This window comes from Halomonas sp. YLGW01 (genome assembly GCF_014840935.1).
In the GTDB taxonomy this organism is placed as follows: Bacteria; Pseudomonadota; Gammaproteobacteria; order Pseudomonadales; family Halomonadaceae; genus Onishia.
In genome coordinates this window covers 534,081-550,890 of the sequence record NZ_CP062005.1, presented here as the reverse complement: position 1 = coordinate 550,890, position 16,810 = coordinate 534,081, and the positions used below count along the sequence as shown (strand labels likewise).

General features: G+C 60.8%; 10 protein-coding genes. All 10 read right to left on the bottom strand.

The genetic code is table 11. The annotated features are described in order from the left end of the window. Positions 1–40: 40 nt before the first annotated feature. The 10 genes from IEJ03_RS02615 to IEJ03_RS02570 all read right to left on the bottom strand — a co-directional run bounded on the left by IEJ03_RS02615 (position 41) and on the right by IEJ03_RS02570 (position 15,970). Entirely contained in the window at positions 41–1,768 is a 1,728-nt protein-coding gene (locus tag IEJ03_RS02615; RefSeq protein ID WP_242458025.1) for a methyl-accepting chemotaxis protein, read from the bottom strand. A gap of 289 nt (positions 1,769–2,057) precedes the next feature. After that, complete coding sequence (locus IEJ03_RS02610) at positions 2,058–3,752, bottom strand: methyl-accepting chemotaxis protein (protein WP_347400989.1); 1,695 nt, start codon at positions 3,750–3,752, stop codon at positions 2,058–2,060. Between the two features lie 302 nt (positions 3,753–4,054). Next, positions 4,055–5,785, bottom strand: coding sequence for a methyl-accepting chemotaxis protein (locus IEJ03_RS02605; RefSeq protein ID WP_242458024.1), 1,731 nt, complete (start codon positions 5,783–5,785; stop codon positions 4,055–4,057). A 566-nt stretch (positions 5,786–6,351) separates the two neighbouring features. Next, entirely contained in the window at positions 6,352–6,930 is a 579-nt protein-coding gene (locus IEJ03_RS02600; protein WP_192036173.1) for a hypothetical protein, read from the bottom strand. Between the two features lie 463 nt (positions 6,931–7,393). Then, entirely contained in the window at positions 7,394–7,744 is a 351-nt protein-coding gene (locus tag IEJ03_RS02595) for a hypothetical protein (protein WP_192036172.1), read from the bottom strand. Between the two features lie 104 nt (positions 7,745–7,848). Further along, the gene (locus IEJ03_RS02590) at positions 7,849–11,076 is read right to left on the bottom strand and encodes a DEAD/DEAH box helicase family protein (RefSeq protein ID WP_192036171.1); all 3,228 of its coding nucleotides are present in this window, start codon (positions 11,074–11,076) and stop codon (positions 7,849–7,851) included. Between the two features lie 101 nt (positions 11,077–11,177). Then, positions 11,178–11,699 carry a hypothetical protein gene (locus tag IEJ03_RS02585; RefSeq protein WP_192036170.1) on the bottom strand — a complete coding sequence of 174 codons (522 nt, stop codon included), beginning with the start codon at positions 11,697–11,699 and terminating at the stop codon, positions 11,178–11,180. 25 nt (positions 11,700–11,724) lie between these two features. Then, positions 11,725–12,657 (bottom strand): GIY-YIG nuclease family protein, encoded by a 933-nt coding sequence (locus tag IEJ03_RS02580; RefSeq protein WP_192036169.1) that lies wholly within the window; start codon positions 12,655–12,657, stop codon positions 11,725–11,727. Beyond that, positions 12,654–13,994 (bottom strand): restriction endonuclease subunit S, encoded by a 1,341-nt coding sequence (locus IEJ03_RS02575; protein ID WP_192036168.1) that lies wholly within the window; start codon positions 13,992–13,994, stop codon positions 12,654–12,656. Before IEJ03_RS02575 ends, IEJ03_RS02580 begins: the two co-directional genes overlap by 4 nt. Continuing rightward, a complete protein-coding gene (locus tag IEJ03_RS02570; protein WP_192036167.1) occupies positions 13,991–15,970 on the bottom strand; it encodes a class I SAM-dependent DNA methyltransferase in 1,980 nt (659 codons plus the stop codon). The genes IEJ03_RS02575 and IEJ03_RS02570 overlap by 4 nt, the downstream gene beginning before the upstream one ends. Positions 15,971–16,810 lie beyond the last annotated feature (840 nt).

Sequence of the window (16,810 nt, the reverse complement as noted above, 5' to 3'; positions counted from 1 at the left end):
TATCCGAGGGCTCGTCATCACCCCAATGACGAGCCCTCGCTCAGAAGGCGTCCCACTCCTCCTCGGCCGCCGTGGAAGCCGACTTTTGGCGCACGGGCGCCGGGGAACGCGACGATGCACCAGACGCCGAGGGCAGCGCCGGCGCCTCCTTACGATACGACGCCGCCGCGTCATCCTCGCCCAGCACGAAGGACCCGAGCAGGCGCTGCAGCTGCTCGGCCTGATCGCGCATCTGGCTGGCCGTGGTGGTCGACTGCTGCACCATGGCGGCGTTCTGCTGGGTCATAGTGTCCATCTCGGTCACGGCGGTGTTGACCTGGCCGATGCCGGTGCTCTGCTCCCTGGCGCCTGCGGAAATCTCGCCGATCACGTCGGTGACCTTGGCCACGCTCTCGGCGATCTCCTGCATGGTGGTGCCCGCGTTTCGCACCAGTTCGGCACCGGACTCGGTGTGGGCGGCGGAGGCGTCGATCAGGCCGCGAATCTCCTTGGAGGCGTCGCTCGAGCGACTGGCCAGGGTACGCACCTCCTCGGCGACCACCGCGAAGCCGCGGCCGTGCTCGCCGGCGCGGGCCGCCTCCACCGAGGCATTCAACGCCAGGATGTTGGTCTGGAAGGCGATGGAATCGATCATGCTGACGATGTCGCTGACCTTGCTCGACGACTCATGGATGTCGGCCATGGTGCGCTCGACCTGCTGCATCGCCGACTCGCCCTTGCGGGCCACCTCGGCGGTGCCCTGCACCAGCTGATTGGCCTGCTGAGCCGACTGAGCGCTGTGATCGACGGTGGAGGTGATCTCCTCCATGGAGGCCGAGGTCTGTTGCAGGTTGGCCGCCGCCTGCTCGGTACGGGTCGCCAGTTCCTGGCTGCCCTGCTCCATCTCGGTGGCCGCCTGGCCGACGTGGCGGGTGCTGGCGCGCACCTCGCGTAGCGTATCCTGCATCCGCGAGACGAACCGATTGAAGCCTTCGGCCAGCTGGCCCACCTCGTCGTGGGTCGCGACGGTCAGCCGCTGGGTCAGGTCGCCCCGGCCATTGGCGATATCGCCCATCGCCTCGGCGGCGGAACGGATCGGCTGCAGGGTGCGCTTGACCAGCCAGCTCGTCAGTACCGCGACGGCGAGGAACAACGCCAGCGCGATCAGCAAAGAGATGATAATCGAGTGCTTGAGGTTATTGTTTGCCACTTCCCGTGCATCCACCATGGCCTCGTCGATATCTACCGCATAGACGCCGGTGCCCAGCATCCAGTCCCACTTCTCCAACTGCTCGACATAGGAGTACTTGATTTCATCCTGCTGGGTCGTGGGGTGCGGCCAGGAGTACTCATAGAAACCGCCGCCGGCCTTGGCCACCTCGATCAGTGAACTGATGATGTAATCACCGTCGGGCCCCTGCAGATCGATCAGGTTCTTGCCCTCGAGATCACGATTGGCATGGGCAACGTTGGTGCCATCATTGCGAAACACGAAAACATAGTTGTCGCCCTCGAAACGGATCGAGCGCAGGATTTCCGCCGCGCGAGCCTTGGCCTGCTCATCGTTGGGGCCAGCCTGGTCATAGATCGGCGCGATAGCGCTCTTCGCGGCCAGCAGGACATCCTTTACCGACTGCTGTCGGCCTTCCAGCAGCTCTTCTCGCTGCTCCGCCAGATTCTGACGGGTCATCTGGATATTGTCGTACGTACTCATCCCGACCAGGGCAAGGGTGATCAGCAACAGTGGCACCAGCACCATTACCAGTATCTTGGTTTGCAGACTCCACATGCTTGGCCTGATTGATGTTATCGGCATGGCGGCCTCCCCGGTATTGTTTTTCACGTCACGCAGTCAGGTGTCATATCGTCCTGAAAGCTGATTGGCTTTAGATAGTTACGACCAAAGAACTAGTTAAAATCAACGCCGTTGAGACGCCTTTTATAGCCATGCCTCAGCGCCAGTCTATTGGCTACATAAGACAAAGCCGGCTAATCGAATGATCAGCCGGCTTCGCTTGTTGCGTTCACGCTTATCCTTCAAGGTCGGCGCGTCATCATGGTAATGACGGGGCTGGCGATCAGAAGGCCTGCCACTGCTCCTCGGCCGCCGTGGATGCCGACCTTTGGCGCACGGACGCCGAGGGCAACGCCGGCGCCTCCTTACGATAGGACGACGCCGCGTCATCCTCGCCCAGCACGAAGGACCCAAGCAGGCGCTGCAGCTGTTCGGCCTGATCGCGCATCTGGCTGGCCGTGGTGGTCGACTGCTGCACCATGGCGGCATTCTGCTGGGTCATGGTATCCATCTCGGTGACGGCGGTGTTGACCTGGCCGATGCCGGTGCTCTGCTCCCTGGCGCCAGCGGAAATCTCGCCGATCACGTCGGTGACCTTGGCCACGCTCTCGGCGATCTCCTGCATGGTGGTGCCCGCGTTGCGCACCAGCTCGGCACCGGACTCGGTGTGGGCGGCGGAGGTGTCGATCAGGCCGCGAATCTCCTTGGAGGCGTCGCTCGAGCGACTGGCCAGGGTGCGCACCTCCTCGGCGACCACCGCGAAGCCGCGGCCATGCTCGCCGGCGCGGGCCGCCTCCACCGAGGCATTCAGCGCCAGGATATTGGTCTGGAAGGCGATGGAATCGATCATGCTGACGATGTCGCTGACCTTGCTGGACGACTCATGGATGTCGGCCATGGTGCGCTCGACCTGCTGCATCGCCGACTCGCCCTTGCGGGCCACCTCGGCGGTGCCTTGCACCAGCTGATTGGCCTGCTGAGCCGACTGAGCGCTGTGATCGACGGTGGAGGTGATCTCCTCCATGGAGGCCGAGGTCTGCTGCAGATTGGCCGCCGCCTGCTCGGTGCGGGTCGCCAGCTCTTGGCTGCCCTGCTCCATCTCGGTGGCCGCCTGGCCGACGTGGCGGGTGCTGGCGCGCACCTCGCGCAGAGTGTCCTGCATCCGCGAGACGAACCGATTGAAGCCTTCGGCCAGCTGGCCCACCTCGTCATGGGTCGCGACGGTCAGCCGCTGGGTCAGGTCGCCCCGGCCACTGGCGATGTCGCCCATCGCCTCGGCGGCGGAGCGGATCGGCTGCAGGGTGCGCCTGACCAGCCAGCTCGTCAGCACCGCGACGGCGAGGAACAGCGCCAGCGCCATCAGCAGGGAAGTGAGGATCGACGCCCGCAGGTTGGCGCGAGCCACCGCCCGGGCGTCTGCCATGGCCTCTTCCGCATCCACCGCATAGACGCCGGCGCCCAACATCCAGTCCCATTTTTCCAGCGCCACCGCGTAGGCATACTTGGTCTCGTCCTGCTGAGTGGTCGGGTGCGGCCAGGGAAAGCTATTAAACCCACCGCCTCCCTCGGCCTTCTCGATCATCTCACGAACGAGATAGCGCCCATCGGGTCCCTGAAGGTCGATCAGGTTCTGTCCTTCCAAGGTGCGGTTCTTGGGCTGCACGAGGCTAGTCCCATCATTGCGATAGGCAAAGATGTAGTTATCGCCATCGAAGCGAATCGAGCGCAGCATCTCTGCCGCGCGAGCCTTGGCCTGCTCATCGTTGGGGCCAGCCTGCTCATAGATGGGCGCGATCGCGCTCTTCGCGGCCAGCACCACGTCCTTCACCGCCTGCTGTCGAGCTTGCAGCAGTTTTTCGCGCTGCTGGGCCAGATTTTCTTGGGAAGACTGAATGCTCTGGTAGGTATTCCCCCCTACCAGGACAAGGGTGATCAACAACAGCGGCACCAACACCAGCATCAAGATCTTGGTCTGCAACCCCCACCTACTCGTGCCGGGTGCGGTTAACGTCATAACGCCTCTCCCAAAAAATTAGAAAATATTCATGAACTAGGCAGTATCGGCTCAGCAGACCAGGCCTTTAGACTTTAGTGTGAGAGAAAGATAAGACGCAGCATCCTCAGCTCGGAACGGCGTCACCCGCCTCGGTGCGCCAAACGAAAACGCCCCCACCGGTGGCCATCACCGGCGGGGGCATCTCGCAGCGTTCATGCGTTCATGCGTTCATGCGTTCATGCGTTCATGAAAGGCTCACCCTTTTCCGTTGGGCGAGCCCATGATCAGAAGGCCTGCCATTCCTCCTCGGCCGCCGTGGATGCCGACCGTTGGCGCACGGACGCCGAGGGCAACGCCGGCGCTCCCTTACGATAGGTCGACGCCGCGTCATCCTCGCCCAGCACGAAGGACCCAAGCAGGCGCTGCAGCTGTTCGGCCTGATCGCGCATCTGGCTGGCCGTGGTGGTCGACTGCTGCACCATGGCGGCGTTCTGCTGGGTCATGGTATCCATCTCGGTGACGGCGGTGTTGACCTGGCCGATGCCGGTGCTCTGCTCCCTGGCGCCAGCGGAAATCTCGCCGATCACGTCGGTGACCTTGGCCACGCTCTCGGCGATCTCCTGCATGGTGGTGCCCGCGTTGCGCACCAGCTCGGCACCGGACTCGGTGTGGGCGGCGGAGGCGTCGATCAGGCCGCGAATCTCCTTGGAGGCGTCGCTCGAGCGACTGGCCAGGGTGCGCACCTCCTCGGCGACCACCGCGAAGCCGCGGCCGTGCTCGCCGGCGCGGGCCGCCTCCACCGAGGCATTCAACGCCAGGATGTTGGTCTGGAAGGCGATGGAATCGATCATGCTGACGATGTCGCTGACCTTGCTCGACGACTCATGGATGTCGGCCATGGTGCGCTCGACCTGCTGCATCGCCGACTCGCCCTTGCGGGCCACCTCGGCGGTGCCCTGCACCAGCTGATTGGCCTGCTGAGCCGACTGAGCGCTGTGATCGACGGTGGAGGTGATCTCCTCCATGGAGGCCGAGGTCTGTTGCAGGTTGGCCGCCGCCTGCTCGGTACGGGTCGCCAGTTCCTGGCTGCCCTGCTCAATCTCGGTGGCCGCCTGGCCGACGTGGCGGGTGCTGGCGCGCACCTCGCGTAGCGTATCCTGCATCCGCGAGACGAACCGATTGAAGCCTTCGGCCAGCTGGCCCACCTCGTCGTGGGTCGCGACGGTCAGCCGCTGGGTCAGGTCGCCCCGGCCATTGGCGATATCGCCCATCGCCTCGGCGGCGGAACGGATCGGCTGCAGGGTGCGCTTGACCAGCCAGCTCGCCACCAGCGCGACGACGAGGAACAGTGCCAGCGCCATCATCAGCTCACTTCTGATCGAGTCTTGCAGGTTGGCGCGAGCCACCGCCCGAGCTTCTGCCATCGCCTCTTCCACGTCCACCGCATAGACGCCGGCGCCCAGCATCCAGCCCCATTTTTCCAATTGTCCAACGTAGGAATACTTGGCTTCATTCTGGCGCGTCTCAGGGTGCGGCCAGATGTACTGATAGTAGCCGCCCCCCGCCTTAGCGGTGTCGATCAGGTCGCGGACCAGATAGGCGCCGGCGGCATCCTGCAGCCCCATCAGGTTGGTGCCTTCCTTGTCAGGCGCGTGGGGCAGTACGACGTTGGTGCCATCGAATTCGTAGACGAAGATATAGTTGTCGCCATCGAAGCGAATGGAGCGCAGCAGCTCCGCTGCGCGAGCCTTGGCCTGCTCATCGTTGGGGCCAGCCTGGTCATAGATGGGCGCGATGGCGCTCTTCGCAGCCAGCACCACGTCCTTCACCGCCTCCTGCCGACTCTCCAGCAGTTCCTCTCGCTGATGTGCCAGATTTTGCTGGGAGGAACGCACGCTGTCGTAGGTCGTGATGCCGACCAAGGTGAGAGTAATCAGCAACAGCGGCACCAATACCAGCACCAGCATCTTGGTCTGCAGATTCCAGCGGCTTGACCGGGTTGTTTGTGTCGTCATTGAATTCCATTTCCATCATGGTTAGTGAAGACCAACATAACCTGTCATATCGACCTGACTGGGCCGAAGCTTTAGTTAAACTTGACGAAAGGAGCATGAGGGGTACAGCGGGGGGCAGGACTAAGCACGGGCAGAATGCAGCAAGCGGCGGCCAATGAAAACCGCGGAGGTATCACCGAGGTACGGTGAGCAAAGCAGGGTATTGATCGATCGGGATAGGTCGAAGATCAAGGCACGAGGGAGGGAGATGAGTGCTTGATCTGTGGTGCCGGTGGTCGGACTCGAACCGACACGCTATCGCTAGCGGCGGATTTTGAATCCGACCACATTGTTATAAAATCAGTTATTTACATGTATCTTTTCCTTTTTACCAACATCCCTACCAACATCTAGCGATGCGCTTGCCTGCCACAGTATGCGACATCAATGTGGACACCTAGCGGCCACATCGTAACCTTGCAAGCGGTGGCTGGGTTTACAGCGGTCCCCTACATTCTCCAATTGCGGAAAGCAGGCAATCAACCGCCATGCCGGAACCTTTCTCGCAGCCTCGGCAGTTGCTTTCTTCAAAACGTCTCTTTTGCTGTACGTGGTGGAATATAGGCAAGGGTCATGGTTTCTGCAGTGGCGCCAGACTTACCTTTTGTAATAGCGATCATGCCTTTGCGATGCGCTTCTCGGGTGGCGTCGCTTGTGCCCCCCGGTATATACATTGTGCTGATCTGCAGGCCGATGTCGGTTGAAGCGACCTCACGCAAACGGTAATTCTCGGACATAGAGGCAATCACTTCATCTTGGCTTATCCCTGTTCCGGCAACACTGCAGGCATCCTTTCCAGTCACGACACCCAAAAATATAGCTCGTTGCCTCACATCATCTCGCTCAAGCAGATAGCCCTTGGCATCATCTACATCATTCAATGGCATGAAAGCGGCCATCATCTCGCTGGGGATTTCCTGTTTCTCCAACACATTAGCCAGGGCCACTGCCTTTGGAAAACTGGCATCCGTTTGGTAGCAGAACGCCTCGAAGTGAGATACTAACTTTACAGGCCACGGCTCTTCCTCGATCGGCTCTTTAGCCATGGCAGATAGTGGAAGCAAGGAAAGCATACCGGCCCGAGCAAGTATCGATAGACTTCTCATCACATGTTCCTTTCGGCATTTATTTCAGAAATGCTCGCACGATACTGATTTTTTAGGACGCCGTCACTACCCGTTATCTTATGGAACTGCGCATACGAGCATCACATCGACGGATCCATTGTTGGCTTATCCTTACAAGCTCTACGAAGAGCCACAACATAAAGACTAGCTCGAGGCTCTTTGCTACCGAAAAGGAGGGGCTTGGTAAAACATCCCAATGATCTCCCCCATGAAGGAGGCATAAGCACAAGTCACTTGACCCCAGTCTATTCCGCCTTCCTGTCGTGCCCGATCGTTTTCAGGCTGACCATCTCATGCCCGGCCAACCGGGCAGACTCGCCACCTCATTGGATCCGCCACGAAATTAGTCGAAAAAGCTTTTTACGATTCTAAATCATATACTTATAGATCACCTGCCACTAAAAACCATCAAGCCTTATGCAAACTTATTACAATAATTTTTTCATGAACCCCAAGCATAAAAATTTAAAAACAACAGGGACACTGAGCATACTATAGGACCAAGAGCACTACCTAAGACCATAGTCGGAATGTGTGGGGTTACCGCGACGGAAAAAGCAAAACCACTCAAAATCAGCCCTATCGCGGCATACCAGTCGAACGAGTAAAAACCCCATGAAATTGCAGAAAATAAAGAAATCATTATCACAGAACTACATAAACTCAAAGCCAATGACCCCGCTTTTCCTCGAAAAACCAAAGGTCGATTAAGCGGATCAAGCGCTTGATTAGCCGAAATACCGCCAACAAAAACCAAAAAAACCATTAAAAGAACAACAACATAATCATTCATGAAAAACCCTCCTCATATGTAGATTTATCGCACTCTACTTCGGGACATATAGTCATAGTATCGCCACATTCAACTTGGCGGATAAAAAAATTTCGTAAGGATCTTCATTGAGAAAACCGCCCCCCACTCTGAGTTTCTTCCATCGCCCTCCCCGCCAGCAGCTTGAGGATCAGCAGCGCAAACTCCCGCCCGGTCTTCTCGTCCTCCAGCAGCGGCATTGAGAGCTTCTCGTGATCACTCATGGCGTCGAGCACAGCGTCGGTGACCCGCTTGGGAAACAGCCCGTGCATCACCTGACCTTCGTCATGATGGCGGACCTGTGCCATCACCGATTCGTCGCGCTCGATGCGATCGGCGATGCCGTTGGCGAAGTGTAGCTTGTCGTCGTCGCTGACCTCCGTGCCGTAGAGGTCGTTGAGCTTGTCGATGATCTCGTCCAGGCGCTTCTTCTCGGGGTCGTGCGGCTTGCCGGAGCCGACCTCGCTGATCGGCTGCAGGCCGTAGTCGCCTTGCTCCTCCTCCAGGCGCAGCTGGTGCTCAGCGCGCTTGGTCAGGCGGTAGTGGGTCAGCTCCAGCTCGCTGACGTCGATGGTGTCCTCCTCGAGGCGCTCCATGCGCAGCAACGGGGCGAGGTGGCGGGCGAACACACAGAGCTGCTCCAGCTCGCGGTCGTCGAAGTGGACGATCTGCGACAGGAACTCGTAGGTACGCACGAAGCTCGCGAGATTCTTGCGGAACAGGTCCAGCTCGTCGCGGGTGGTGCCGGCGTCCTTGAGCTCCTGGTCGGCGCGGTGCACACCGGCCTGATCGCCTTGCTGCTCGGCCTGTTTCCTAGCCGCCTGCCAGGTCTGGATCTGATCAACGATCGCCTTGTAGCGCTTGGTGAAGCGTTCGGCAGCCGGCTTGCAGTAATAGCTCAGCTTAGTGGAGGAGGCCTTGGGGTCGAAGAAGGCGGTGGCGAAGGCCTCGACCTCTTCCCAGTGGTAGATCCCGCTGGCATCCAGGTTCTGCTGCAGGTCATAGACCACGTTGGCGTCGGAGACGTCGGCCAGCTCGGCCTTGCGGTAGTAGGGGGCGAAGGCGCCGAGAATCTCCTCGGGGTCGTTGAAGAAATCGAGGATGAAAGTTTCTTTGCCCGGGAAAATACGGTTGAGCCGTGAGAGGGTCTGCACGCAGTCCACGCCCTGCAGCTTCTTGTCCACGTACATGGCGCACAGCTTGGGCTGGTCGAAGCCGGTTTGGTACTTATTGGCCGCGATCATGACGTTGTAGTCGTCGGTATCGAAGGCGTCGGCCAGGTCGCGTCCCTTGAGGCCTGGGTTGAGCTTACTGCTGGTCTCGGTGACCTCCTCCTCGATCACGCCATCCGGCAGTACGCTGCCCGAGAAGGCGACCAGCGGGTGCACGTCCTGGTAGCCCTTCTCCTTCACATAGTTACGCATGGCGAGGGCATAGCGCACCGCCTCCTGGCGGCTGGCGGTGACCACCATGGCCTTGGCCTGGCCGTCCAGCAGGTGCTTCACGTTGGCCCGGTAGTGCTCGACGATCACCTCGACCTTCTGGCCGATGTTGTGAGGGTGCAGCCGCACCCACTTGGCCAGGGTCTTCGAGGCCTTCTTGGAGTCCACCTCCTGGTCGTCGCCGTCCGGGTGGGCCAGCTTCCAGGCGGTGCTGTAGGTGGTGTAGCGCTCCAGCACGTCGAGGATGAAGCCCTCCTCGATGGCCTGGCGCATCGAGTACAGGTGGAAGGGGGCAGGCTTATTGTCGCTGCTGGCGGGCAGCTCGGGATCGGGCACCCGGCCGAACAGCTCCAGGGTCTTGGCCTTGGGGGTGGCGGTGAAGGCGTAGTAGCTGATCCGCTCGCTTGGCTTACGGGCGCTGACGGCGGCATCCATCAGGGCCTCGGCGCTCACTTCCTCATCGTCCCCAGTGGCCTCCCCGGCGGCGGCCAGCAGCGCCTTGAGCTTGCTGGCCGAGGATCCGGTCTGCGAGGAGTGCGCCTCGTCGGCGATCACCGCATAACTGCCCTCGGCCAGCTGGGGGCGCTTGTCGAGGGCATCGAACAGCGCCGGGAAGGTCTGGATGGTGACGATGATGATCCGGGTGTTGCTGGCCAGCGCCTCTGCCAGCTGCTCGGACTTGCTCTGGTTGCCGACGTCACGGGTAATCGGGCACACCACCCCATGGGCATGTTCGAACTGGTAGATGGTGTCCTGCAGCTGACTGTCGAGCACCGTGCGGTCGGTGACCACGATCACCGAATTGAACTGCTTCTGTCCGTCCTCATCGTACAGGTTGGCCAGCTGATGGGCTGTCCAGGCGATCGAGTTGGACTTGCCCGAGCCGGCGCTGTGCTGCACCAGGTAGCGACTTCCCGGCCCTTCCTGGCGGGTGGTCTCGACCAGCCGATTGACCACGTCCCACTGGTGGAAGCGGGGGAAGATCAGCGTCTCCTTGGTCTGGCGGCGGCCGTCGAAATCTTCCTTGGTGACCTGCTCCAGGTGCAGGAAACGGCCGAGGATCTTTAACCAGGCATCGGGCTGGAAGACTCTATTCCACAGGTAGGCGGTGGCGTAGGTGGCGTCATCCGGCGCCGGTGGGTTGCCGGCGCCGCCGTCTTCGGTGCCCTGGTTGAAAGGCAGGAAGAAGGTGTCCTTACCGGCCAGCTTGGTGGTCATCGCCACCTCGTCCTGGCTGACCGCGAAATGCACCAGGACGCCACGCTTGAAGGTCAGCAGCGGCTCGGCCTTGCGGGTCACGGGGTCCTTCACCGGGCGGTCATCGCGGTACTGGCGCTTGGCGTTCTCGACCGACTGCTTGAAGGCGCTCTTGAGCTCCAGGGTGGACACCGGTAAGCCATTGACGAACAACACCAGGTCCAGGCGCGGGTTATAGCTTTTTCCTGCCCCCTGCGCCGCCTCTGAGCCGCTCTCGCGGGCGTGGGGCGAGTAGGAGACCTCCGGCACCACCCTCAGCCGGTTTGCCCGGTAGCGGGCCTGGGCGTCCGGGTTCATGCCGTGGTCGGGCTTGAAGCTGCACAGCTCGATCCGGTTGCCCGGCACCTTGAAGCCATGGCGCAGTACCTCGAGGGTGCCGACCCGCTCCAGCTGGCGCACCACCGCCTTTATCAGCGCCGTCTCGGGGGCCTTGGGGTGGGCCTTGGCGAACTTATCCCAGCGCTCCGGGTAGGCCTCCTGGAAGTAGCCGACCAGGTCCTCGGGGTAGACGGCATTGACCCGGTCATAGCCGCTGGCCTGGCCCACGCGCCAGCCATTGGCGGCCATGGCATTGAGGATGTCCTGCTGAAACTGCGCTTCCCTGCTGTCCGCCATGCTCGCTCCCTGCTCCGGCGTTGTTGTTTATTGATCCTACTGCGCCTCTCAGGGACTCATAAAGGCTTTGTCGGCCTTGAGAGTGCCCAGCGCCACGCGCATCAAAGATGGATCTGATCCTGGCTGTAGACCTGTCCATAACGCCCGATCAACCCTTTCGGCCCAAGCATCGACAGGCTGACCACGGGTGTCTCAGTTTTGGCAAAGCCATCATGAATCGCTTGCTGCTGCTGGTTTTCGGTCAGCAGACCGATACGAATAGGCGTGTAATGCTCGCCCAGTTCGATCAGCAAAAACTGATTCCAGCCGGGTGTCAGGCGCACGCTGCGACCGCGCTGGTTCTCCTGAGTGATGGCTTTCACCTGGGTGAGTAGCTCGCCATCGAACAGGTCGTACCCCGGGTTAGAAAGGCCTGCAGCTTTTTGTGGTGCCTGGCCCAGCGATTCCAGGAAGCGTAGCCCCAAGAACTCACCGATGCGGCCGATGATGTTGTCGTTGCCACCGATCCTACCGGGTACTTCCCGGCCCAGCTCGAGTATCGCTTTTCGCGACTGAAGGTAATCCTCGATCGCCGCTTGGATCTGGGCATCCCGTTCCTGGGTGGGCTCGCTCAGTTGATTCATGTGATGACGCTCCATGTCATGGTGGTTAGTCGGACACTGCCTCGGCGGCTTCATTGACCTGCTGATCCTGCCAGGCGGCGTAGCTCTGGTTCGTGCTCTCTACTCTCCAATGCTCACGGCCATTGGAGCTACGCCCTGAGACGACCGCTGCGGCGGCGCTAGGGCTCGAGAAAGCGTAGTCGCTGGCGAAACGTCGCAGCCCCTGTTCGGCTTCCACAAGCACCCCATCGTCACAGAGTTGTTGGAAGAGGCTCTGGTAACCGCCATCTTTTCCCGTCCAGCTGCCCCGGGCCAGGGAGCCCTTAAGCACGTAGAACTCGCCGTCGATCTCCTGGCCGTGGGCCTTGATGCCGAACCGGGGCACCTCGGCCACGAAGCGCGGCGAGGGCTGGCGCTTGGGCTCCTCTGGCTCGGATGCCGCGCTGGAGGGCATCGGCCGATCGCGCAGGAAGTCGAGCCCCAGCACCGGCAGCACGGTGCGCACCTGTTCCGTGAAGAAGGCCATGTCGGCGCGGTCTGACTCGGGCAGGCCGATGTACTCGTGGGCGGTGCCGTTGATCAGCTTGCAGCGGCCGACCTCGCCGGCGTTCTGGATCAGCAGGCTCTCGAGGTACTTCACATGGGCCTTGGTCAGGTTCTGGTCCTTGCTGGTGACCAGGCAGACCTTCTCCCAGAAATCCTTGCCACCCTTCTCCTCGGGGCGGTTGTGCTGCTTGAGGCGCGTGGCCACGTCGTCGCTCTCGCCGATGTAGACCAGCGGGCGCAGGCTGTTTTCGGGGTCCGGCCCGACCAGGAAGTAGATACCGGTACGGCCGCACTCCGGGCGCTGCACCAGCTCGCTCAGCTTGCTGCGCGGCCCAGTGAGTACATGCCCGGTCCAGTTCATGATCTCGGCGGTCAGCAGGCCATTGGGCGTACCGTCCACCAGGAACAGTCGGATGCTGCGTCCCTGCGTCATACCGCCTCCATGCGGGTGTCCTGCTGGGCTGGCGCCGCATCGGCCGGTGGCGTCCATCCTCGAACATCGATCTTGCCGGTGACGGCGGCGGAGATTAGTGCAGAGCGACGCTCGGAGAGGAGCTCAATGGCTTCAGTTGCGATAGAAGTGAGCTGATCTAACCGCTGGGCTTCTTGAGAAATGTGGCCACTAATCCTTGCTTGTTCCTCTACGGGGGGCACCGCCATGAAAATTTCATTCAGTGATTCGCGATTAATTTTCGGCATAGCCACTCGCTCAGACTCTAGAACAGTCAACCGAGAGAACGGCTCGGAAAGGATGCTCCACAGCAAGTAATCGCTGGTTAATTTTTCTAGTGGTCGAAGCGGGTACATGTCAGCACTGCAAAGAACCTCTTGATCAATGACGCAAGCTTTCCTGAGGGCAGGCCTGATTTTGCTGTACACTACATCACCAGCTTGACAAATGTATTTACCGCTCTCAGCCCCTTGGGATTCGGCAGTCTCCAGACTTAGAATCCGCCCTGTTGCTGACTCAACGTGATTAGGGGCAATCAAGATTTTTTCACGATACTCTTCCAGCTTCGGATCCACTTGCCCTTCAGCTATCTTTACACAACGCAAGAACTTCATTACTTCCCAATGCGCCGGCACCTCGCCCAGCCACTCGACGCCTGAATCCTTCATCGGCACGTCGGGGTCAATGCCCTTGGTCACGGCATGAGAGATCACCGCCTGGCGCTTCTCCTTGAGCAGCGTGATCAAGCGCTGCTGCTCGGCCACCAGGGCGTCGATGCGGGCCGCCTCGTGGTCGAGGAAGGCAGCGATGGTGGCCTGCTCTTCATAAGGAGGGACAGGCAAGAAAATCTCTGCCGCATCAGACCACCTAAAGTCAGTGGACCTTTCTCGAATCCCCTTAGCTAACGACGCCACAAAGCCAGAAAGCGCCATGTGGCGAAGCAGCCGTGCATAGTAATAGGAAGATACAGCCCTAGAAGCAGGGGAGCACACCGAATAGACAGGGGAGGATTTTCCATCTGAATCTGACACCCCAATAGCGCCTGCAAATGCATCCATGGCATGTATAACCAGGTCGCCTTTCCGAACGCCTTGGTATCCTATTTCTTTCAATGCATTCGTGAAGCCTTCAGTACGCCGGTTGGTGCGAAGCGTGACTGTGCCATCCCTAAAGCAAGTGACAATGCTGTCTTTTTTTCTAATACCACGTTTACAAAGATCGAACAGGAACTTTAACCGCTTATCTTGCCAATGCGCCGGCACCTGCCCCAACCACTCGACGCCAGAATCCTTATACTCGGGATACGCGGGAAACGTCATGCCGACAACTCCTCGATCATCGACTTGATCCGGTCGGTGCAGGCCTTGAGGTCGGCGTCGATCGCCTCCAGCGGGCGCGGCGGCTCGAAGGTGTAGAAATGCCGGTTGAAGGGGATCTCGAAGCCGACGAGGCCGATACGGCCGTCAAGCGGGTCGCGCTTATCCTCGTCGATCCAGGCGTCGGGCACGTGGGGCTTCACCTCACGGGCGAAATAGTCGAACACCGACTCGTCGAGCGGCACGTTCTCGTTATCGCGCAGGCCGCTGTCGGGCTCCGGGTTGCCCTGCTTGTCGGTGCAGACATCGGCCTCGTCATCACGCTCGGCGAGGGCGTTGAGGATCGCCTTCAGTAGCGGGGCGCCGACCTTGAGGCCGGTGGGCTTGAGCGCGGCCTTCAGGTCCTTCGTGAAGGCGTCCCGGTTGGTGTAGCAGCGCTCGGGGTCCAAGGTGGCGCAGGCGGCCCTGAGGGCGTCCCTGTCGGCCTCTGGCAGCTTCTGGAGGGCCTTCTCGCCGTCGAGCCGGGCCAGGCGCTCCGGGCTCGCCTGGAAGTTGAGGCGCAGCGGGCGCTCGACGGTGATGCGCCGGTAGCCGAAGGCCTCCACCGGAAAGATCTTGCTCTCCTCGGTCTCCTGGAAGGCCCCATAGCCGCGCACGATCTCGTCGATGTCGCGGTCGGTCACGTACTGGCGCTTGCTGCCCAGCGACTTGCGCATCTTGGTGTAGCGCGCGGTGGCGTTGATCAGCTGCACCTTGCCGCGCCGCTCGGCCGGCTTGTGGTTGGAGAGCACCCACACGTAGGTGGCGATGCCAGTGTTGTAGAACATGTCCGTGGGCAGGGCGACGATCGCCTCGACCAGGTCGTGCTGCAGCAGGTAGCGGCGGATCTCGGACTCGCCGCTGCCGGCCCCGCCGGTGAACAGCGGCGAGCCGTTGAGGATGATGCCGATCCGCGAGCCGCCGTCCTTGGGGCTGCGCATCTTGCTGACCAGGTGCATCAGGAACAGCAGCGAGCCATCGGAGACGCGCGGCAGGCCCGGGCCGAAGCGGCCATCGTAGCCCTTCTGCTTGTGCTCGTCGGTGACCTGCTTCTGGACCTTCTTCCACTCGACCCCGAACGGCGGGTTGGCGAGCATGAAGTCGAAGCGCTCGGCGGGCAGCTGGTCGTCGGAGAGGGTGTTACCGAGCTTGATCTGGGCCACGTCCTGGCCCTTGATCAGCATGTCGGCCTTGCAGATGGCGTAGGACTCCGGGTTCAGCTCCTGGCCGTGCAGCGACACCGTGACCTGGTCGCTGACCTGCCGGATGTACTCATCGCTCTCGGAGAGGAAGCCGCCGGTGCCCGCCGTGGGGTCGTAGACGGTGGCGATGCGGTGCGGGCGCAGGGTCTCGTCCTGGCCGGTCAGCACCAGCGAGGTGGTCAGGTGCACGATGTCGCGGGGCGTGAAGTGCTCACCGGCGGTCTCGTTGGAGCTCTCGGCGAACTTGCGGATCAGCTCCTCGAAGATCACCCCCATGCCGTAGTTGGTGATCCGCTCCGGGCTCAGGTCGATGCTGGCGACCCGCTGCACCACCTGGTAGAGCAGGTCGTTGGCGGCCAGCTGCTGGACGAAGTCCTCGAAGTGGAAGTGATCGAAGATCTCTCGGGCATCCTGGCTGAACGCCTGCACGTAGCTCATCAGGTCGTCGGCGGTCTGAGTATCCGACAGGGTGCCCAGCGTCAGCGGCGAGGCATTGAAGAACTGCTGCTCTGCCGCCCGCAGCAGCAGCTTCTCACGCACCGCCTCGGGCTTGTTCTGATGTTCCTGAGCCCCGGCCAGCACCGCCGCCTTGGTCGGCGCCAGCACGCACTCCAGGCGCCGCAGCAGGGTGAACGGCAGGATCACCCGCCCATACTGGGACTGCTTGAAATCGCCGCGCAGCAGGTCTGCGACCGACCAGATGAAGGCCGCCGTCTGAGAGTGACTGTCCGTGTTCACGATGCGTCTCCGGGTGTGCTGAGTCTAGTGATGATGAATGGGCACCATCATACACAGCGGGGCGGAGAGAGGGGCAAGGGACACCTTAGAGATGGCCATGACGCGGCCTGCCTTACATCCTCTGTCGGCGAACTCCTACAACGGTATGCGGCTCATTAGCTCATGCCGGTGAGTGGTGTCGCCGGAAGCGTTCGACCTCGGGTCGTCTAGAAGCTCGCGGCACCCTCTGGACTGAAGAATGTGCTATCAAGAAGGTAGCGTTTTTTGACGGCGTATTATGGGTTCCCCCTAAAGCAGGCCCTGGCTGCCAACCTCCAATTAACTTGCTATTGCTGAGTGTTCATGGGGTTTAGCTTGGCGGGCCAGCAGCATCAGAACTGACACAACCTCCGTATATACTCCTGAAACTCAGGATCATTCAAGGAAGGTAACGTTGCCTTAGGCTTGATGGGTGGCTCCGACTGCTTAACTCTCGGGCCGGACTTTGGACCTGTCGATAGCCCGCCATGAAGTCGGCAGCGACCGGAGCTGAAAAGATCGCGGCGCTTACAAGGTGTCCCAGCTCTCGTTCTGGCACCACAACGCAGGCCACGGCACTCCTCCGGGAAGGGCAAACGCTCACCCTTGGCTATGGCTCTGGACCATGCCCGGTATCTTTTACGAAGTTCGGCTTGGTTATCTATTGTCATGCTGGACTCCTCGCGTATAGATGTGGAACAACAGCGCCGGCCGTCACGTGTGGACTCTCAGATAACACCTGACCGGCCTTTTCGCAGGGGAGACATATTTATCAGGCTGTCAGCGGGCCAGTTTCCTGGCTTCATCTTCGGATGGCTGGGA